An 18,577-nucleotide genomic window follows, 5' to 3' on the forward strand; every position below is an offset into this window, starting at 1 on the left:
AAATCCTTTAGATGGTTTCGTCTTCCTGCGGCGGACACAGAAAAAAGCCGGGACTGCAGTCCCGGCTTTTTTCTCGGTATATTGTCCGCGAGCGCGGATCGCTTACCACGAATTCCAGTTCATGAACGTATCCGTCTTCCCCTGCAGATCGGCCAGCTTGCTCAGCACGAAAGCCGCGTCTGCCCGGGTTACCGCTTTCTCGGGCAGGAAGCTGCCGTTCACCGCCGGAAGCAGGCCCAATTTCATCGCCAACGCCGCGTCTCCTTTATGTTCGATCGCCGCGGAATCGGCGATGCCCGGAAGGTCGACGGCCGAGTTGTAGTAGCCGGCGAGCTTGTCGTAATTCAGCACGCCCATCAGCAGATGCGCCAGCCCGTCGCGGGTCAGCTCGGCTTCGGGTTTGAAATCGGACAACTTGTTCGGCGTCACCCAGTTTTGGCCGGCCAGGTATCCCAGCGCCGCTTGATACGGGCTGTCCACATCCACATCGCGGAACAAGGCCATGCCGGTATAAGCGTCGTAAACCGAGTAATCGGGCTGCATGGCACGCGCCAGCATATCCGCCCATTCGCCGCGCGTCAAACGGGCATCGGGATTCGCTTTGCCCGCCGCGTCGAGCGTCAGGACTCCGTGATCGAGCATTTCTTTGAGCGCGGCCTCGTTTTCGTGTCCCGCAATGTCGGACGCGGCGTCGGACGGATGCCCGGAGGCATCGGGACCGTTCAGCGTTTTCCAGCTGCCGTCCGAAGCGTCGAGCACATTGGAGACGCTCAGCTGGCTGCCGGATTTCAGCATCGGCAGATAGGTCAATTTCATCTCCGAGGTTCCCGCATTTGAAGCTCCGGAAGTCGGACGGCCGAAACGGTTATAGTAAAGTCCCAATTCGGTCGCTTCCAGGAATTTCGCTTTGGCTTCGGCCGCGGAAATCTTGACGGCGTCCGGGGAAGGGAAGCTTCCTCTGACCGAAAGCGAAGGTTCGTTGACATAATATTCCGTCAGCGCTCCCTGCGCGTCGAATGTCGCGCTGGCCGTGTCGCCCAGGACGGGAAGCCCGTTTTCATAGCGTTGGAATCCGTACGTCAGGATCGGGTCGCCTTTCTGCGGCGCGGAAACCAGTCTCCATTTTTCCGCGTTCGGCAGCAGCTTGGCCGCCCATGCCGCCGCGCGCGCTTTGCTCGGCGCTTCGGCCTTCGCTCCGGAAGCGCCCTGTCCGGCCTGGTCGAAGAAATAATAGTTGTAGATTTGCCCGGTCGCCGCATCCAACTGCACATTGATGCTGTTCGTGCGGCCTTTCACGACGCTTCTGAAGTCGAGCACCCATACTTCGGTTCCTTTTTTCGGGTAGTCCTGCGTATGGGTCTGTTGGCTGCTCAGCTTGTACCCCTGCGGGATCAGTCCCAGCTTCTCGATCCGCTGACGCGCGGCTTCTTCCGTCTTGAGCGGCTCCGGCGGAGCGGAAGCGGCCGATTTGACCGCTTCGCCTTCCGGCGCCGCGGCGGAAGCGTAGGGAAGGCCGGTCGTCGGGTCCAGCCGCTCTCCGTCGGACGCGTCGATGGGAGCGAGCGACGCGTCCGACGGCGCATAGCCCAGATAATAGCCGGACAATGCTCCTTCAAGGCTGCCCGAAGGAATATAAGCCAGCTTCGCGCCGAAAGCCGATGCGAAGGCCTCGCGCGCTTTGTCCGCCGCGATTTTCGGGACGGCCGAAGGGTACGGCAGGCGGCTCAGGCCGCGCGTATAGGCCGTTACGTTTCCGGCGCGGTCGACCGACACGGTGAGCGTTTCGCTTCGCGAAGGAACCCCGTTTACTTTGAGCAGGAACCAGAACGAATAATCCGGGCTGCCGAACAACGGCGTTATCGTATCGGCACTTTCGTCGGACTCGTTTTCTCCCGCAAAGTCGGAAGCTTTTTTATCGGGGAGCGCGCGCAGCAGGAAGGCGAGCGCCCGCTCGGCCGCCTTGTCGCGCGTCAGCTCGGGATCCGTGTTTCGGGCGGAAAACGCCGTCGTGTAGGCGTCCACCACGATTCCGCTCACGGCATCGACCGTCGCCGAAGCGGAATCGTCTTCGCTTCCGGGCAGCGTATATGTAAGTCTCCAACTTTTGACGGCAATATGGTCGCTCTCGTAGTCGGCGCTGTATTCGGCCGTCGTCACCCGATCCGGCGTCAGTTCCGGAAACAGCTTCCGCACCGCGGCCGCGGCCGCGGCAGACGAGACTTTCGCGCCCTGCGGAATCGACTTCGTCAGCTCGGACGTCGTAAAATCCGTCGATTTTTCGGCCGCCGCCGAAGCTTGACCGGCCAGTACCGGCGTGCACAGCATGGCCGCGGCCAGCACCGCCGCCGCCGTTCTGCGGGCAGACGAAAACTCCCGTTTGTTCTTCTTCATTCTGATTGCTCCTTTCGATTCTCGGGGGCCCTGGAAGGCTTGGCTCCCGACAAAAAGGCCCTTTGGCGGACCTTTCTTCCTGTTCCTATCTTATCACCGGGCAAAAAAAGAAAAGTTACGTTCAGGAGACGAAGCGGAAACGAAAAAATGACAAAAAGCCCCTAGGCGAAGAGGCTCGTCCTCTCTTTCGAGACACGCAAAAAGGCTCGCCCGGGAGCGAGCCCTTAAATCGGCGGATAAGCGTTCGCGTCAGCTGCGGCCGCCCGGAATGTACGGTCTGATCCATTCGCCGAACGACTTCGGACTGCGGGTCTGAATCAAGACGACGCCTTCCCCGCGGAAGCGGCAGACAAGGCCTTCTCCGCTCGTGAAGCTGGACACCCAGCCTTTGGATGCTTTTTCGATATCGTAGCGCATGTAGTCCGGCCAAGCCACGAGATGCCCGTTGTCGACGACGACTTCTTGCCCCACTCCCAGATTGATCGCGTGGATGCCGCCGTAAGAAGACAGAAATACCGTTCCTTTTCCGCTGATTTCGATGATGAAAAAGCCTTCGCCGGACATCAGCCCCCGACTCAGATTCTGCATTTTCGTGTTGACTTGAATTCCGGCCGTGCCGGCCAAAAATCCGTCTTTTTGCACCAGCAGGCTGTAAGAACCGTCGAGCTCCACCGCTTCGATCGCCCCCGGGCTGGACGGAGCCAGCGTCGCCTCGCCTTGACGGCCGACCGACAACAGCTCCTGGAAGAAGAACGACTCGCCGCTGAGCATCCGCCCCAGACCGCGCATGATGCCGCCGTCCGCGGTGCCTTTCAGTTCGATATTCGGCGACATGGAGACCATCGCGCCCGATTCGGCCTTAATGCTTTCCCCGCCTTCGAGTTGAACCTGAAGCAGCGGGAACGCGCCTTGATACAAGATTTGATATTGCATGCCTGATTGCCCCCTCTCCCCTCCATCTTAATGAGATTTAGCCCGCCGCGCAATGGAGTTCGCAGCCGGCTGTGCTATAATCAGATGCAGCGATACGCACAATGGCGCAGGATCGCCACAATTCATTCAATCAAGGGGGCAACACCATGTACAGAAACGGGAGAGCCGGACGCAGAACGATGCTGGCCGCGCTCCTGATGCTGACGCTGCTTCTGCTCGCCGCCTGCGGGTCCAAGGCCCCGCAGAAGGATGCGCCGGCAGCGGAAGCGCAAAGTCAAACCGAAACGAATACCGCTCCGGCAGCGGGCGACCCGACGCAGAGCGGCGGACAGAATCCTGTCGTGACGATCGAAATGGATAACGGCGGCATCATCAAGCTGGAGCTGTACCCGGAGGTCGCGCCGAATACGGTCAACAACTTCATCTCGCTGGCCAAATCGGGATTTTATGACGGACTGACGTTCCACCGCGTGATTCCCGGTTACATTATTCAGGGCGGCGACCCGAACGGCAGCGGCAAAGGCGGACCGGGCTACGCGATCAAGGGAGAGTTCACTTCGAACGGATTCAACAATACGCTCAAGCATACCGAGGGCGTTCTGTCGATGGCGCGTACGGAAGAACCCGATTCGGCCGGTTCGCAGTTCTTCATCATGCTGGCGGCACAGCCGAGCCTCGACGATCTGTATGCCGCTTTCGGCAAAGTGACCGAGGGCATGGACGTGGTGAATGCCGTCGCCATGCTGCCGACGGGCACCAACGACAAGCCGAGCTCGACGGAAGGCGCGACGATGAAGACCGTTACGGTCGACACCTTCGGCAAAGAATATCCGGAACCGGAAAAGATTCAGTAACATGGATACCGAATTCGAGTGCCGCGAAGGCTGCGGAGCCTGCTGCACCGCCGTATCGATCGCCTCTCCGATTCCGGGCATGCCCGGCGGAAAGCCCGCTGGCGTGCCGTGCGTGCAGCTCGACGAGCGCCGACGCTGCAAATTGTTCGGGCGGACCGAACGTCCGGCCGTCTGCGGCGGACTGCCGCCTTCTCCCGAAATGTGCGGTTCTTCCACCGAGGAGGCCTTTGCCTATCTCGCATGGCTGGAACGCGAGACGACACCTTGATCCGTTAAAAAACCGCGAAAAACCGCCGGACGCCTATCAGGCGCACCGGCGGTTTTTTTGTCGAGCCCGGCGGCGCGCGCAGAGCGCAAACGACCGGGAGAAACGGGCATGCTTCGGCCGGACGCTTTTGCGGCGGCGCGTCCGGGTGTGACCTCACGGGCGAAATCGGTTATATTTAAAACGTGAATCCGGTCCGGAAAGGAAAGTGCAACCCCCATGAACAAATCCGCAAAACCATTCGGTTCCCGCTTCGCCATGCTGCTTCTTCCGCTGGCGTTCTCCCTGCTGCTGAGCGCCTGTGCCCGGGGCGAAGTGGACGTCACCGTCAAAACGAACGGTACCGCCGATATTCTCATGAACGCCACCATCGACGAATCGGCGCTGAAGACGATCGGCCAGAACGATCTTCCCGAACAGATCGCTTCGAGCCTGCGCGAACAGGGATTGGACGCCCGGGCGATCAGCCGCGACGGACAGTCGGGGATCAGCGCCTCGCGCACGGTAGAGATCAGCGGCGGGGAACTGCCCGAACTGCCGGAAGGCATCACGGTGGAAGACCGCAAGGAAGAAGGCTTATTCTCGACAACCCATCATTTCGTCGTGGTCGCCGACCCGCCCGAACTGATTCCGCGCGAATCTTCGTCGCTGACCGGCTTTATCGGATCGCGCCTGCTGAGCCGGTTCGTCGAAAAAGAGTTCGACTTCGACTTCAAACTCACTCTCCCGATCAAGCCGGACGCGAACAATGCCGACGAGGTCTCCGCCGACGGCCGGACGTTGATCTGGAATATCGCCGCCACGCGCGAGAACCGGATCGAGCTGACGCTGACCGTGCCGAAGGTGCGACAGATCGTCTACGCCGCCTCCGCCGTGCTGGTCGCCGTTATCGCGCTGACCGTCTTCCTGCTGCTGCGCCGCAAACGCAAGAAGCAGGCTTCCTCCGCCCCAAGCAATCCTTAACGCCGAAAAGCCGACGGAATTCTCCGTCGGCTTTTCGATGTCCGGAGCGCTCGCCGCATCCAAAGCGGGGCCGGGCATCCTCCTTCAACCCCGCAGCCTCCTTCTTGTCACCGCACCGCTTCCGCAGTTGTACACCGCGTATTCCCGGCCGGTCAGATCCACGAGCGCAAGCCCCCGCGATTCCTCGATCGCATACGTGTGCGAGCCCAGATCGCAGTTCAGACGCGCGCCGTCGAAGCAGATGAATTCGCACGGCGTGTGGCCGTGCACGACCGTTCGGCCCCCCGTCGCTTGAAGGACCGATTCGCGCGAATACGCGTAAAATTCATTTTCCGACATCCATAAAATATCCCGGCTCTGTTCGTAAAGCGGCTGGTCCGGCACGAATCCCGCATGCGTATAAACATACTCGTCGTCTTCCGCCACCATCGGCAGCGTCAGCAGCCAATCCAGGTTTTCCCGGCTTTCCGCGTCGTCCTCGAACGTGCGCTCGAAGCTCGCCAGCGCTTCCGCTCCGCCGTGGATCAGCCACATCTTCGATTTGTCCGCGCGGTACCATTTCAGCATCTCTTCATGGTTGCCGGTCAGCACCGTCACCCGCTCCGGGTGCGTCAGCTGAAGCGTGCGCAGATAGCGGACGACCAGCGCGCTGTCCGGTCCGCGGTCGATGAGGTCGCCGCCAACCGTCAGCCGGTCGTTGAACGCATCGTAGTCCATTTCCCGCAGCAGCTCGATGAGTCCGCGGTATTCGCCGTGAATATCGGTGACGAACAGCTTGCGTTCTTCCGTTTTCGGGGTCATTGTCAGGTTCACATCCATGAAAAAGTTTCTTTCCATTATACCTGATTGCCGGCTCATTCGCCTCTTTCCCGCCTTCTCCATCCTTCCCCACACCCCACAAAATGATGGTTTTACATCATTTTGTATCAGACAAAATCCGATCATTGGCATTGACACCCTGCCGCAATTGGTCTATCATCTTCCCCAAACCGGAGTAAGCGATTGCAAGAAGGGTACATACCGTTCTGCCGCCATTTTATGCAAAGGATCCGATGCCATGAATACGAAAAAACGTCTGACCGTCAAAGAAATCGCGCGGGAGGTCGGCTTGTCGGTCGCCACCGTGGACCGCGTGCTGAACAAGCGAGGCAACGTCAAACCGCAGACCGTTCAGCTTGTCATGGACAAGATTCGCGAGATGGAGTACACCCCCAACCGTTCGGCCAGCTTTTTGTCGAAAGGACGCAGCATCTCGCTGGCCGTCGCTTTCCCCGAACTGCCGGAGTATTTCTGGAGCCAGGTCGAGAAAGGCATCGATGCCGCCGTCCGGGAGCTGAGGGATTTCGGTCTGGAAGTCCGGGCGATCCGTTCCAAAGATTACGATCTGACCGATCAGAAAAAAACGATGCTGCAGCTGGTCGACTCCGGCGAATACGACGCGATCGCCATCTCGCCGAACGATCCGCAGGAAATGACCGACGTGATCGACTACGCGATGAGCAAAGGCGTCGTGGTCGGCACGTTCAACAGCGATTCCCCGCTCAGCTCGCGGCTGTTCTACGTCGGCTGCGATTACCGGGTAGCGGGACGGCTGGCCGCGGATACGCTGTGCAGGATGGTGGGCAGACGGGGCAGGATCGGACTGATTATGTCCTATACCAACTTCCAGATGCAGCAAAAAGTGACGGGGTTCCGCGAAGTGATCGGCAGTTACCCACAAGTCGAGCTTCGCGCGCCGCTCAAAGTCGATCAGGAGGAATACACGTCGTTCGAGACATTCTCCGACTATTTCGAAGGCCTGGACGGCATTTATGTGGCCAGCGCCAAGCTGCACGTCATCGCGCGGCATCTGGAAGCGGCGGGTCTGGCGGGCCGGACGGTGCTGATCGGGCACGACATGAACGAGGAGATTCGGGACGGCCTGCAGCGCGATACGGTCACGGCCTCCATCTGTCAGGACCCGTTCAATCAAGGCTATCTGATCGTCAAGTCGCTGTTCGAGTATATGTCTTCAAGAAAACTGCCCGGCGCGCGGGAAAACATGAGCCGGCTCGAGCTCGTTACCCGGGAGAACGCCATGTATTACTAGCTTGTCTTCGATAGATCGAGTCAAGCGATTACGAGTAAGAATCCGGTTCGGCATAGGCGGAAGACCGGCCCGACGGGGCAGTCCTTCCGTTTGCGCCAAAATGATGTACGTACATCATTTTCTGATTATTATCATCATTTTGTTTATCCGTCTCGACAGGTCTTTTGACGTGACCGGCCGACAGCCGCTCTACCTCTACTCGGCTCGCAGATCGTTTTGAAATCGCTTACGGAATGGCAGGACCGTCTCTTCGACATCGATGTTTGCTCGTCCACTATCGTCAAAGGAGGATTTCCCATGTCTCGTATTTTCCGATGTCCGCCGCAAAAAGAACCTTCCCTCTCCGCCCGGTCCGCATGCAGGCAGCATCAGCATTCCCGGCTTCCGCGGCTTCGTTCCCGCATGAAGCTTCCGCTGCTCGCTCTGCTTGTGCTCGTGCTAGCACTGTCCGGCTGCTCTTCGGGGGCCGGTTCGTCCGACGCCCAGGGCCGCACCGTCATTCGCTGGTGGGACACCATGACCAGCGAAGCCACCCAGGGAGCGCTGCGGCAGATCATCGCCGATTACGAATCCGCCCATCCCGACGTCAAGATCGAGCGTACCTACGTCTCGTTCGCCGATATGAAGAACAAGCTGCTGCTCGGTTCCGCGGGCAGCACCATGCCGGACATCGTCTGGATGGACAGCCCGGACCACCAATCGTTCGCGGCCGCCGGCATCCTGGCCGATATCACGGACGAGGTCCAGGCCTGGGGCGAAGCGGACGAGTATTTCGAAGGGCCCTGGTCCTCCACCGTGTACGAAGGCCGCAATTACGGCGTGCCGATCGGCAGCAATAACCTGGCGCTCTATTACAACAAGGACATGCTGAACGAAGCGGGCATCGAGCCGCCGAAGACGTGGGACGAGCTGTATGCCGCGGCGGAGAAGCTGAGCAAGCCCGGCGTATACGGATTCGCCATGACCGCGGTCAAGACCGAGGAAGGCACGTTTCAATTCCTGCCGCTGCTGTATCAGTCCGGATCGGATCTGACGAACTTCGATAATCCGGACACCGTACGCGCTCTGACCCTGATTGACGAACTTGTAGCAAACGGTTACATGTCCAAAGAAATCATGAACCAGAAGCAGTCCGACACCGTGATCCAGTTCTCGACCGGCAAAGTCGCCATGATGATGAACGGCACGTGGCAGATTCCGCTGCTGCGCAAAGAAGCGAAGGTAAACTGGGACGTCGTTCAGCTTCCCGCGGACAAACAGAGCGCCACCGTGCTGGGCGGCGAGAACTGGGCGATCACGGACGCGTCGAAGCATAAAGACATCGCGTTCGACATCATCAAGTTCGCCAGCGAACCGGAACAATCCAAAAAGTTCCTGCAGGCCGCGGGCCGTCTGCCGAGCCGCGAAGATTATCTGCAGGACCCGTTCTGGCAGGACGATCCGCAGCTCAAGATTTTCGCGGACAATATGTCCGTCGCCCGTGCCCGCGCTTACGGACCGAATTATCCGAAGATGTCCGAAGCGATCCAGCTGATGACCCAGGAAGTCATCATCGACATGAAGACGCCTGAAGAAGCCGTGAAGGACGCGGCCGCCAAGATCGAACAGGAGCTTTAACATCCCCTACCCGGAAAGGAGATTCAATCATGGCCAAGACCGCTTCGATCGCCGAAGGCAAACGCAAAGCCGGACGGCGCTACAAAGGCTTCTCTTCCTGGAACAATTATTTGTTCCTGCTGCCGGCGCTGCTGTTCATGGCGATCTTCATCGTTTATCCGATCGCCTACAACGTCGTGCTCAGTTTTCAAGACGTCGACATTTACAACTTCCGCCAGGAGCGCAATTTCGTCGGCCTCGACAATTACGTCCAGACGTTCCGCGATCCCGTGTTCGGCACATCGTTCGTCAATTCCGTCATCTTCACCGTGCTGAGCATCGTTTTCCAATTCACGATCGGCTTCGCGCTGGCGCTCTTCTTCAACATGAAGTTCCCCGGCCGCAATCTGTTCCGCTCGTTGACCCTGCTGTCCTGGATGCTGCCGGTCGTCATCACGGGCACCATCTTCCAATGGATGCTGTCGGGCGATTACGGCGTCGTCAACGCGCTGCTCCAGTCGGTCGGCATTCTGGACGCGCCTTACAACTGGCTCAGCGAGCCGAAGACCGCTCTGCTCGCCACCGTCGTCGCCAACATCTGGACCGGGATTCCGTTCAACATGATCATCCTGCTGTCCGGACTGCAGACGCTGCCTGAGCATCTGTACGAAGCGGCGAAGCTGGACGGCGCCAACAAATGGCTGCAGTTCCGCCATATCACGCTGCCGCTGCTGCGGCCGACGCTGCTCGTGCTGCTGATGCTGGGCATTATCTACACGTTCAAAGTATTCGATCTCGTGTTCATCATGACGAACGGCGGGCCGGTCAACTCGTCCACGGTGCTGCCGATCTACGCGTACCAGCTCTCCTTCTCCACCTTCGAATTCAGCCGGGGAGCGGCCGTGTCCATGATCATGTTCGCCATGCTGATCGTCATCGCGATCTTCTATCTGAGACTGACAAGCAAAGAGGAGGCGAACTGATGGCACAGATGCAGATTCCGAGCGCGGGACTTCGCGAAGAACCCCGCCGCAAAGTCCGCTGGCAGCCCTGGGCGAAGACCGCCCTGTCGCTGCTGATGCTGGCCGTGTTCCTGTTCCCCGTCTACTGGATGATCCGCACGTCCATGACTCCGGTCACGGCGCTGTACCAGAACCCGCCGCAGATCTTCCCGGCCAATCCGTCGATGGACGCGTATCTCGACAACTTCGTCCGCAACCGGGACATGCTGCGCTATATCGGCAACAGCTTCATTATCGCGACCGGCACCATGGTGCTGTCGCTTTTGATCGCCGTTCCGGCGGCATACGCCCTGGCGCGTCTTCCGCTCAAAGGCAAAGCGCTGATCATGATCCTGCTGCTGTCGATCCAGATGCTGCCGGGCATCATGATGGCCATGCCGCTGTTCATCATGTTCTCGCGCGTCGGCTTGATCGACAATTACGCCGGACTGATCTTCGCGGACCTGATTCATTCGCTGCCTTTTGCCGTCATTACGCTTAGACCGTTCTTTCTCGGACTGCCGTCCGGACTCGAAGAAGCGGCGAAGATCGACGGCTGCAACAAGTTCAGCGCGTTTGTCCGCATCATTCTGCCGCTCGTCAAGCCGGGGCTGATGACGGTCGCCGTATTCTGCTTCCTGTTCGGCTGGGGCGACTTCATCTTCGCGCTGACGCTGTCTTCGTCGGATACGGTCAAGCCGCTGACGCTCGGCCTGTACAGCTTTATCGGCCAGTACGGCACGGAATGGAACAATCTGATGGCCGTCGCCACGATCGCGGCGCTGCCGATCATCGTTATTTTTATCACCATGCAGCGCTACGTGGTCGGCGGCGTCACGTCGGGCGCGATGAAAGATTGAATTTTTCCTACTATATATAGAGCGATTCGAATCCGAATCAGACCCGCATCCGTACCTATACCAAAGACCTGGAGGGCATGTCCATGAAATTTACCGACGGCTACTGGCATATCAGACCCGGAGTCACGCTCAACTATCCCGTGGAAGTGCGGGACGTCTACGCCGAATCCGATCATATTCAAGTGTTCGGCGCCTGCAAAAAGATCGTCACCCGCGGCGACACGCTCAACACGGCCATTCTCACGTTCCGCTACTCTTCCCCCATGCCGGACGTGATCTGCGTCGAATCGGTGCATCACGAAGGCAAGCGGGTGCTCGGGCCTCGTTTCGAGAAAAACGAACATCCGGACGCGCCCGTCACCGTTACCGAAAACGAGCAATCAGCGGTGCTGACCAGCGGAAATTTGAGCGTGCGCATCGACAAAAACAACGGCTGGAGCACCCATTTTCATTACGGGGAACGGCGGCTGACCGGCAGCGGCTACAAAAGCCCGGGACATCTCAAAACGGCGGACGGCACGTACATGCGCGAACAGCTCGACCTGGGCGTCGGCGAACGCATTTACGGGCTCGGCGAACGCTTCACTCCTTTCGTCAAAAACGGCCAGGTCGTCGATCTGTGGAACGAAGACGGCGGGACGTGCAGCGAGCAGGCGTACAAAAACGTACCGTTTTACCTGTCCAGCTTCGGCTACGGGGTGTTCGTGGATCATCCGGAAAAAGTATCGTACGAGGTCGGTTCGGAACAGGTGGAAAAGGTGCAGTTCAGCGTGCCGGGCGAGCGGCTGCGCTACTATATCGTCGGCGGCGATACGCTCAAAGACGTGCTGGCCAACTATACCGCGCTCACCGGACGTCCCGCCCTGCCTCCGGCCTGGTCGTACGGACTGTGGCTGAGCACGTCGTTCACGACTCCGTACGACGAAGACACGGTGAACCATTTCGTGGACGGCATGTTCGAGCGGAACATTCCGGTGCACGTGTTCCATTTCGACTGCTTCTGGATGAAAGAATTCCAATGGTGCGATTTCCGCTGGGACACCGATCAGTTCCCCGACCCGCAGGGCATGCTGAACCGGCTCAAAGCCAAAGGCCTGAATATCTGCGTCTGGATCAACTCGTATATCGGGCAAAAGTCGTATCTGTTCCGGGAAGGCATGGAGCGCGGTTACTTGGTCAAAACGACCGAAGGCGACGTCTGGCAGTGGGACCGCTGGCAGGGCGGCATGGGGCTGGTGGACTTCACGAATCCGGACGCGGCCGAATGGTTCAAGTCCAAGCTGCGCCCGCTGATTCAGATGGGCGTCGACAGCTTCAAAACGGATTTCGGCGAACGGATTCCGTCGGAAGGCGTCGTGTACCACGACGGCTCCGATCCGGTCAAAATGCACAATTACTATACGTTCCTGTATAACAAAGCGGTGTTCGAGGTGCTGGAGGAAGTCAAAGGACGGGATCAAGCGCTCGTGTTCGCCCGCTCGGCAACGGCCGGCGGCCAGCAGTTCCCCGTGCACTGGGGCGGCGACTGCACCGCTTCCTACGTCTCGATGGCCGAAACGCTGCGCGGCGGGCTGTCGCTCGGACTGTGCGGTTTTGGGTTCTGGAGCCACGATATCAGCGGTTTCGAAAATACGGCTTCGCCCGACGTGTACAAACGCTGGAGCGCGTTCGGCCTGCTGTCGTCGCACAGCCGGCTGCACGGCAGCCAGTCGTACCGGGTGCCGTGGCTGTTCGACGACGAAGCGAGCGAAGTGCTCCGGCATTTCACCGCGCTCAAGATGCGGCTGATGCCTTATCTGTTCGCTTCTTCGCTGGAAGCGGTCTCCGGCGGCCTGCCGATGATGCGCGCCATGCTGTTGGAATTCGGCGAAGATCCGGCCTGCGAAGAGCTGGATCGCCAGTACATGCTGGGCGGCTCGCTGCTCGTCGCGCCGATCTTCAACGAGCGCGGCGAAGCGCTCTATTACCTGCCGGAAGGCCGCTGGACCCACCTGCTCAGCGGCGAAGAAGTCCAAGGCGGCCGCTGGCGCCGCGAGAATTACGATTACTTCGGCCTGCCGTTATTCGTGCGGCCGAATACGCTGCTGGCTCTCGGCGCGAACGAGTCGCGCCCGGATTACGATTACGCCGACGGCGCGCAGCTGCATCTGTTCGCGCTGGAGGACGGCCGCGAGGCACGCGCGGCGATTTATGCGGCGGCCGGAGCGGGCGAAGCGGGCGCGGGGCGCGGGGCAAGCGCGGAGCGAGGCAGCAGCGAAGCGGCCAGCGGCGAAGCAGGCGCGATGTGGAGCGCAAGCGGCGAAGCGGGCGCGGGGCGCGGGGCAAGCGCGGAGCGAGGCGGCAGCGAAGCAGCCAGCGGCGAAGCGGAGCGCCGGCCGGAGCTGTCCGTCGCCGTGCGGCGCGACGGACGGGTGTTGACCGTCACGGCCGAAGAGCCGGGACGCGGCGGCGAAGCCGCAGGCACCGCCCAGCGCCGGCCGTGGACGCTGGTGCTGCGCGGCATCGGCGGCATCGAGTCCGCCGACGGCGCCGATGCCGCGGCCGGCGAGCAGGGCGTCGTGCTGACGCCCGCGGCGCGCGGCGGTTCGTTCACGGTCACGCTGAGCGAAGGCTGACGCAGAAGGAAAACAAATACGCGAACAAAACGGTCTGCCTCGTCTGGCGGGCCGTTTTGTTTTGCTCTCCGCATGCTGAGCCTGCCAGTCCCCCCACACACCGCACGCCTCCCTTCTAACGGAAATGAGCGACACTTAGAGCCGTATTTCTGCCGTTCGAAATTTTTAACGGAACGAGAGAACCCTTAGACGCATAAAAGACTCGACCAGCGGCGGTTTGAACGGCTTTTCGGCGGCTAAGCGCTTCTGCGTTCCGTTAAAAATCGGAAAGCTCGCAAAATGCCCCGCTAAGGGACATACGATCCGTTAGCCGCTTAGGCAGTCCCCCCAGCTTCAGCCTCCGTCTCCGCCTCCGTCTTCACGCCTCGGACACTCCCTTGAGCAGCAATACGGACAGCGTTCCGTATCGGCAAGGACGGTCAGCTCTTCGGCCGGCAGCCCGACCGAATGCCGTTCTTCATTGCCGCACCGCTCTCGTTTCCCGCACCGACGCTTCTGTCCTGCACCCGCTCTCGTTTCCCTCACCGCACTCGTGCCCTGCACCCGCTCTCATCCCCGTGCCAGCGCTTTTGCTCCGCCCCCTCTCGTTTCCGCGCCAGCACCCCCTTTCTGCATTCGCTTTTGTTTCCGCATCAGCGCTCGCTCCCTGTCCCCACTCCACTATCCTCCCCGTACCGGCGTTCCCTTCCCGCACCTTGCGGCAGTTACACGAAAAGTTTGTTCGACGGAATCGATTCGCCTGTTTGCTTGTCGGTTCAAACGTTTAATTTTAAGATGTTAAAATTTTTACGCGTTGTTCGCGCCGCCATCCCGTTTCGGTCGCATGGCCCGTGCTCGTCTTAATCGCAAATCCACCCTCAATCTATCCGAAAGAAGGCGAGATTTTGTCCAACGTCATTTTGCGGCTGCGGCAGTTCGTTCAAGCTTCCCGCATGCTGTTTCTGCCGATCATGCTGATCTGCATCGCTCTGGGCACGCTGGCGGCTTACGTCTGGAACGGCGTTTTTCATCCGGTCGCATTCGTGCTCGCGCTGGTCGGCTCCTGCGCCGCCCATCTCTTTTCGACCATGTTCAACGACTTCTGGGACTACCTCAGCGGCGCGGACAAAGCGGCTTACGAACGGGAAGATACGGCTTCGACGGATTCCGGGTTCCTGACGCAAAAAATTTGGAGTCTGCCCGCTTTCCTGATCGTCACGCTGCTGATGGGCGGCATCGCCTGCCTGTGCGGCCTGATCTTGTTCCTGAGCAGCGGCTGGGGCGTCGTTCCGCTGTGTCTGGTCGGCGGATTTCTCGCCTTTTTCTATGTCGCCCCTCCGGTCCGCTTCGGCTACTGGGGACAGGGAACCAGCGAGCTCGCGCACGTGATCTGCTTCGGCCTGCTGCCGGTGATGGGCGCTTATTACGTGCAGGTCTCGCATTTCGACTGGCGGCTGCTGCCCCTGTCGCTGCCGATCGGATTGCTGACGACGCTGGTCTTTTTCAACCATCATTTTCTGCACTGGCAGACGGACCGTCTGGCCGGCAAGCGCACGCTCGTCGTTTCGCTCGGCGAACGCAAATCGTTCCGCCTCTCCCCTATTCTGCTGCTGCTCGTCTGCCTGAGCGTAGTCGCCTGCGTGCTGACGGGAGCGCTGCCGGCCTATGCGCTGATCGCGCTGCTGACCGCCTGGCCGCTTGTGCGCATGTACCGCAAAATGCGAACCGAGCGAACGCTTCAGTCGCACAGGTCGCTGATGGCGATGTCCATGACCATGACCATCCGCTGCGGGGCGATTCTGATCGCGGCGATGGCCGTGCAGGGGCTGGCGGGAGGCTTTTGACCGGGTCGCTTGCCGATCTTCTTTTTCAAAAGCAAAAGAGCCGCCTCAAAGCGGCTTTTTTTGCGTCCTTTTACACTGGCGCCCGGCGGGTTCCGAAACCATTTTCGCTTCTTGCGTCCATTCCGCTTTAACGGCTGCTTTTTCTTCTATAATGGAGTTGTCGGCTCAGGCCGGCAAATTCCATTCAGGAGGCTTACACGATGTCCGTCAGTATGCGTCAACGTTTTTCACGCAAGACCGCGGGGTCGGCCGCGCGCGCGTCCGCCTGCTCGCTGCTGCTGTTCTCCCTGCTCGGCCAAGCGCCCCTTTCCGCCCAGTCGCCGGCCGATGCGGAATCCTCCGCTTCCGCCGCAGCCCAACCGTCCCGAGCGCCGGTCGAAAATCTCGGGCGGCCTTTTGCCGAAGCGGGAGCCTATGCGCAGAACATATGGGACATGCAGCTTTGGAACGGCAAAATTTATATCGGGCAGGGCAACAGCAGCAATTACGGCAGTTCGCCGAATGCGGGGCCGGTCCCCGTACGGGCTTACGATCCCGCATCCGGCCGCTTCGTGTCGGATCAAATCTCGAAGGCGGACGGCAGTCTGACGGATCGGATTCCCGAAGAGCAGATCGACGTCTTCAAGACCTTAAACGGCCGACTCTACATTCCGGGCCATGATACGACGGTCGTCGGCTCCAAAACAAGCAGCTTCTACGTTCTCGGCGACAAAGGACCGTGGACCCAAACGACTTCCGTCCCGAATGCCGTGCACGTATACGATATGGCCGCTTATCACGGTTATTTGTTTGCCGCCACAGGCAGCAACGGCTCTTCCCCACCGCAGATTCTGATGTCGGCCGACCGGGGGAAATCCTGGGCTCCGCAGGGCGTTCCTTCCTACTGGGGAGCGGCCCGCAACTTCACGCTGTTTCCTTTGAACGGCAAGCTTTACGCGCTCAGCCAGCTGCTTGCGCAGCCTGACGGCGGAATCGCGAAAGGGTACGGCGTGCTGGAAATTCGCGAAGACGCCTCGACCCCGAACGGCATCGCCGCATCGCGTTCGGACGTCGCCGCTTCCGCGCTGTTCCCCGGAATCGACCCGCCGGCCGGCTCCGTCTCTCCGACGCTGATCCGCATGGCTCGTCCGACGCCCGCAGGCAGCCGGCTGATCTACATCGGCGCCGAGACGCATAACGACCATCAATGGCTGCCGAAAGGATTGTTCGTCGCTTCCTCGATCAAGCAGGCCGCGCCGATCGGCCTGCCGGGCGGAGCTTCGGCGATGGACATTCTCGTCCGCGGCGACAAAGCCTATGTGCTCGCGTATACGCAAACCGGAAACACCTACACCAATCTCGTATTCGAAGCGGATGTCTCTTCCGTCGCCGACGCCGACGCCTGGAAAGAAGTCGTTCGTTTCCGGCAGAATACGTTCGCCCGCTCGTTCGAACTGCAGGACGGGGACTTCTACTTCGGCCTCGGCACCCATGACGAGAAAACGCCGACCGCGACAACCGGCAGCATCCTGAGAATCCGGGACGTCGTGAAATAAAGACGCAAAAAAAGCCGGCTCCGCCGGCTTAGTAGTAGTCGCTCAGACGGGGACGGTTGGAAATCAATCCTTCGCTGTCGAGCTTCTTTTTCAAATACGTCTTGTCCGAAGAGATCAGCAGGCTCATCACGGCGTCCACCACGAACAAAAACGTGATGTGGTTGGACATCATGGCGCTGCTGCTGACCGACTTCTTGTCCGGCACGATGATGTTGATCGCCGCCGACTCGGTTACGGGCGAGGAATGGTAGCAGGTGATGGCCGCGGTCTGCGCGCGGTTGGCGCGCGCCGCGGAGATCGCTTCCACGATTTCCTGCGTCGTTCCCGAACGCGTAAAGGCGATGACCGCGTCGTCCTCCGTGCATTGGGAGGCGGCGATCTTCATCGCACGGCTGTCGTTCGCCGCTTCGGCGTGGATGCCGAGCAGCAGCAGGCGGTTCTTTAGCGCGGTCGCCGCCAGAAACGAATCGAATATGCCGAATACGTGTACGCGGCGCGCGTTTTTCAGCAGTTCCGCCAACCGGAGGAGCTCCGCTTCTTCCACCATCGCCGACGTGCTCACGATCAATTCATTGTAATCCAGCGCCAGGCCGTCGACCAGGTTGACTTCCCGGCGTTCTTTTTTGCGCGTCTGCATTTCCCGGTAGAAGGAGTCCTGGGCAATCGCGATCTTGAAATCGTTAAAGCCTTTGAACCCGATCTTTTTGCAAAAGCGGTTGATGCTCGTCTCGGACACTCCGATTTCGTTCGCCAGGGCGGTAATCGTATGGCGGGTAATAAAGTCGGAATGTTCGATGACGAAGTTGGCGATCTGGTTCTCGCCGTAAGTGAATTTTTGCTGCTGCGACACGATCTTCGCGATGACAGCCGGTACTTCTTGAGCCATGTTTTGTCCTCCTGCACAGCGCGCATCGCGCTTGCGACATCAACGATTGCCCCATTATACCATATGCCGCCCTCCGACGCCCAAAGCCTTCCTGCATTTTTCCATTTCTTCATCAAAATTTTCTTTTTTTAGCTCTCCCGCATGCATCAAATACAGGTAATCGAGCAGGTTAGGCAGATGAGGCAGACCCGTCAGATCGCGGGCAAAAGCGTGAGCCGCCACTTCCCCGCACTGCCGAACCGCCGACCTCCTTCGCAGCGGACCCAGCCGGGTCTCGACGGGATCGAGCCGATCTTTGGTAAACGTGCCGCTGCGGTATTCGAGCCAATGGTAGTACTCGTGCGCCAGGTGAATGTCCGCCGCCCGTTCGGGCGTCAGCGTTCCGAACATTTCGGGAAACACGGATGCCGCCTCGGCCAGCTGGCGCATCGATTCCCGGTAGACGGTAATGCGTGGCACGGCGGCCGTCCAATCGATTTGGGCGCGAAGCGCCGTGCCGAACATACTGCCGGAAGAGTCGTCGATCCGTACCGAGATTCCTTCGCGCTCCAGCCACTCGCCGATCGGCCGGCCGGCACGCTCCGCGGCGGCCTCGCGGCCGAACGCCAGCGAACGCTCCACATAATACCCGCGGCGTTCCTCCGGAATCCGCCTGAAAAGCGGATCGCGCTTCAATTCCATCAGACCCAGAATCGCATCCGACTCCGATTTTCCTACGTGATCTTCCATGCTGACGCGCATGACTCTCCTCCCTTCGCCAACCCGA

15 protein-coding genes are annotated in these 18,577 nt (G+C 59.9%); 10 read left to right on the top strand and 5 right to left on the bottom strand.

The genetic code is table 11. The features are described 5' to 3' along the window. Positions 1-102 precede the first annotated feature (102 nt). Both GYN08_RS06355 and GYN08_RS06360 read right to left on the bottom strand, forming a co-directional pair. Positions 103-2,391, bottom strand: coding sequence for a YcdB/YcdC domain-containing protein (locus tag GYN08_RS06355; protein WP_166273255.1), 2,289 nt, complete (start codon positions 2,389-2,391; stop codon positions 103-105). Between the two features lie 249 nt (positions 2,392-2,640). After that, the gene (locus GYN08_RS06360; protein WP_166273256.1) at positions 2,641-3,324 is read right to left on the bottom strand and encodes a TIGR00266 family protein; all 684 of its coding nucleotides are present in this window, start codon (positions 3,322-3,324) and stop codon (positions 2,641-2,643) included. Positions 3,325-3,470: 146 nt separating this feature from the next. Between GYN08_RS06360 and GYN08_RS06365 the strand changes: the two genes are divergently transcribed. From GYN08_RS06365 to GYN08_RS06375, 3 genes are all read left to right on the top strand, one after another. Further along, positions 3,471-4,178, top strand: coding sequence for a peptidylprolyl isomerase (locus GYN08_RS06365; protein ID WP_166273257.1), 708 nt, complete (start codon positions 3,471-3,473; stop codon positions 4,176-4,178). Between the two features lies 1 nt (position 4,179). After that, on the top strand, positions 4,180-4,446 hold the full coding sequence (locus GYN08_RS06370) for a YkgJ family cysteine cluster protein (protein ID WP_166273258.1): 267 nt from the start codon (positions 4,180-4,182) through the stop codon (positions 4,444-4,446). Between the two features lie 216 nt (positions 4,447-4,662). Then, complete coding sequence (locus GYN08_RS06375) at positions 4,663-5,406, top strand: hypothetical protein (protein ID WP_166273259.1); 744 nt, start codon at positions 4,663-4,665, stop codon at positions 5,404-5,406. An 84-nt stretch (positions 5,407-5,490) separates the two neighbouring features. Here GYN08_RS06375 and GYN08_RS06380 read toward each other — a convergent pair whose 3' ends face one another. Further along, the gene (locus tag GYN08_RS06380) at positions 5,491-6,207 is read right to left on the bottom strand and encodes a metallophosphoesterase (RefSeq protein ID WP_166273260.1); all 717 of its coding nucleotides are present in this window, start codon (positions 6,205-6,207) and stop codon (positions 5,491-5,493) included. A 256-nt stretch (positions 6,208-6,463) separates the two neighbouring features. Here GYN08_RS06380 and GYN08_RS06385 point away from each other — a divergent pair, with 256 nt between their 5' ends. The 7 genes from GYN08_RS06385 (at position 6,464) to GYN08_RS06415 (ending at position 16,925) form a co-directional block, all read left to right on the top strand. Next, positions 6,464-7,495 (top strand): LacI family DNA-binding transcriptional regulator, encoded by a 1,032-nt coding sequence (locus GYN08_RS06385; protein WP_166273261.1) that lies wholly within the window; start codon positions 6,464-6,466, stop codon positions 7,493-7,495. Between the two features lie 297 nt (positions 7,496-7,792). Then, on the top strand, positions 7,793-9,112 hold the full coding sequence (locus GYN08_RS06390) for an ABC transporter substrate-binding protein (protein ID WP_166273262.1): 1,320 nt from the start codon (positions 7,793-7,795) through the stop codon (positions 9,110-9,112). A 29-nt stretch (positions 9,113-9,141) separates the two neighbouring features. Next, a complete protein-coding gene (locus GYN08_RS06395; RefSeq protein WP_166273263.1) occupies positions 9,142-10,074 on the top strand; it encodes a carbohydrate ABC transporter permease in 933 nt (310 codons plus the stop codon). Then, entirely contained in the window at positions 10,074-10,952 is an 879-nt protein-coding gene (locus GYN08_RS06400; protein ID WP_235945956.1) for a carbohydrate ABC transporter permease, read from the top strand. The genes GYN08_RS06395 and GYN08_RS06400 overlap by 1 nt, the downstream gene beginning before the upstream one ends. Before the next feature lie 83 nt (positions 10,953-11,035). Beyond that, positions 11,036-13,567 carry an alpha-xylosidase gene (gene yicI / locus GYN08_RS06405; RefSeq protein WP_166273264.1) on the top strand — a complete coding sequence of 844 codons (2,532 nt, stop codon included), beginning with the start codon at positions 11,036-11,038 and terminating at the stop codon, positions 13,565-13,567. 884 nt (positions 13,568-14,451) lie between these two features. After that, complete coding sequence (locus GYN08_RS06410) at positions 14,452-15,390, top strand: prenyltransferase (RefSeq protein ID WP_206023644.1); 939 nt, start codon at positions 14,452-14,454, stop codon at positions 15,388-15,390. Positions 15,391-15,590: 200 nt separating this feature from the next. Beyond that, positions 15,591-16,925 carry a hypothetical protein gene (locus GYN08_RS06415; RefSeq protein WP_166273265.1) on the top strand — a complete coding sequence of 445 codons (1,335 nt, stop codon included), beginning with the start codon at positions 15,591-15,593 and terminating at the stop codon, positions 16,923-16,925. Positions 16,926-16,953: 28 nt separating this feature from the next. On the opposite strand, the gene GYN08_RS06420 is transcribed toward GYN08_RS06415, so the two are convergent. Both GYN08_RS06420 and GYN08_RS06425 read right to left on the bottom strand, forming a co-directional pair. Further along, positions 16,954-17,811 (bottom strand): MurR/RpiR family transcriptional regulator, encoded by an 858-nt coding sequence (locus GYN08_RS06420; RefSeq protein WP_166273266.1) that lies wholly within the window; start codon positions 17,809-17,811, stop codon positions 16,954-16,956. 54 nt (positions 17,812-17,865) lie between these two features. After that, entirely contained in the window at positions 17,866-18,552 is a 687-nt protein-coding gene (locus GYN08_RS06425) for a hypothetical protein (RefSeq protein WP_166273267.1), read from the bottom strand. Between the last annotated feature and the right edge of the window lie 25 nt (positions 18,553-18,577).

Source organism: Saccharibacillus alkalitolerans, from assembly GCF_011090185.1.
In the GTDB taxonomy this organism is placed as follows: Bacteria; Bacillota; Bacilli; order Paenibacillales; family Paenibacillaceae; genus Saccharibacillus; species Saccharibacillus alkalitolerans.

What these genes read in the sequence shown, in the direction of transcription:
- GYN08_RS06385 (WP_166273261.1), top strand. Translation starts at nt 6,464, where the DNA reads ATGAATACGAAAAAACGTCTGACCGTCAAAGAAATCGCGCGGGAGGTC.
- GYN08_RS06425 (WP_166273267.1), bottom strand. Translation starts at nt 18,552, where the DNA reads ATGCGCGTCAGCATGGAAGATCACGTAGGAAAATCGGAGTCGGATGCG.
- GYN08_RS06395 (WP_166273263.1), top strand. Translation starts at nt 9,142, where the DNA reads ATGGCCAAGACCGCTTCGATCGCCGAAGGCAAACGCAAAGCCGGACGG.
- GYN08_RS06400 (WP_235945956.1), top strand. Translation starts at nt 10,074, where the DNA reads ATGGCACAGATGCAGATTCCGAGCGCGGGACTTCGCGAAGAACCCCGC.
- GYN08_RS06370 (WP_166273258.1), top strand. Translation starts at nt 4,180, where the DNA reads ATGGATACCGAATTCGAGTGCCGCGAAGGCTGCGGAGCCTGCTGCACC.
- GYN08_RS06365 (WP_166273257.1), top strand. Translation starts at nt 3,471, where the DNA reads ATGTACAGAAACGGGAGAGCCGGACGCAGAACGATGCTGGCCGCGCTC.
- yicI (WP_166273264.1), top strand. Translation starts at nt 11,036, where the DNA reads ATGAAATTTACCGACGGCTACTGGCATATCAGACCCGGAGTCACGCTC.
- GYN08_RS06380 (WP_166273260.1), bottom strand. Translation starts at nt 6,207, where the DNA reads ATGACCCCGAAAACGGAAGAACGCAAGCTGTTCGTCACCGATATTCAC.
- GYN08_RS06420 (WP_166273266.1), bottom strand. Translation starts at nt 17,811, where the DNA reads ATGGCTCAAGAAGTACCGGCTGTCATCGCGAAGATCGTGTCGCAGCAG.
- GYN08_RS06390 (WP_166273262.1), top strand. Translation starts at nt 7,793, where the DNA reads ATGTCTCGTATTTTCCGATGTCCGCCGCAAAAAGAACCTTCCCTCTCC.
- GYN08_RS06360 (WP_166273256.1), bottom strand. Translation starts at nt 3,324, where the DNA reads ATGCAATATCAAATCTTGTATCAAGGCGCGTTCCCGCTGCTTCAGGTT.
- GYN08_RS06355 (WP_166273255.1), bottom strand. Translation starts at nt 2,391, where the DNA reads ATGAAGAAGAACAAACGGGAGTTTTCGTCTGCCCGCAGAACGGCGGCG.
- GYN08_RS06375 (WP_166273259.1), top strand. Translation starts at nt 4,663, where the DNA reads ATGAACAAATCCGCAAAACCATTCGGTTCCCGCTTCGCCATGCTGCTT.
- GYN08_RS06415 (WP_166273265.1), top strand. Translation starts at nt 15,591, where the DNA reads ATGTCCGTCAGTATGCGTCAACGTTTTTCACGCAAGACCGCGGGGTCG.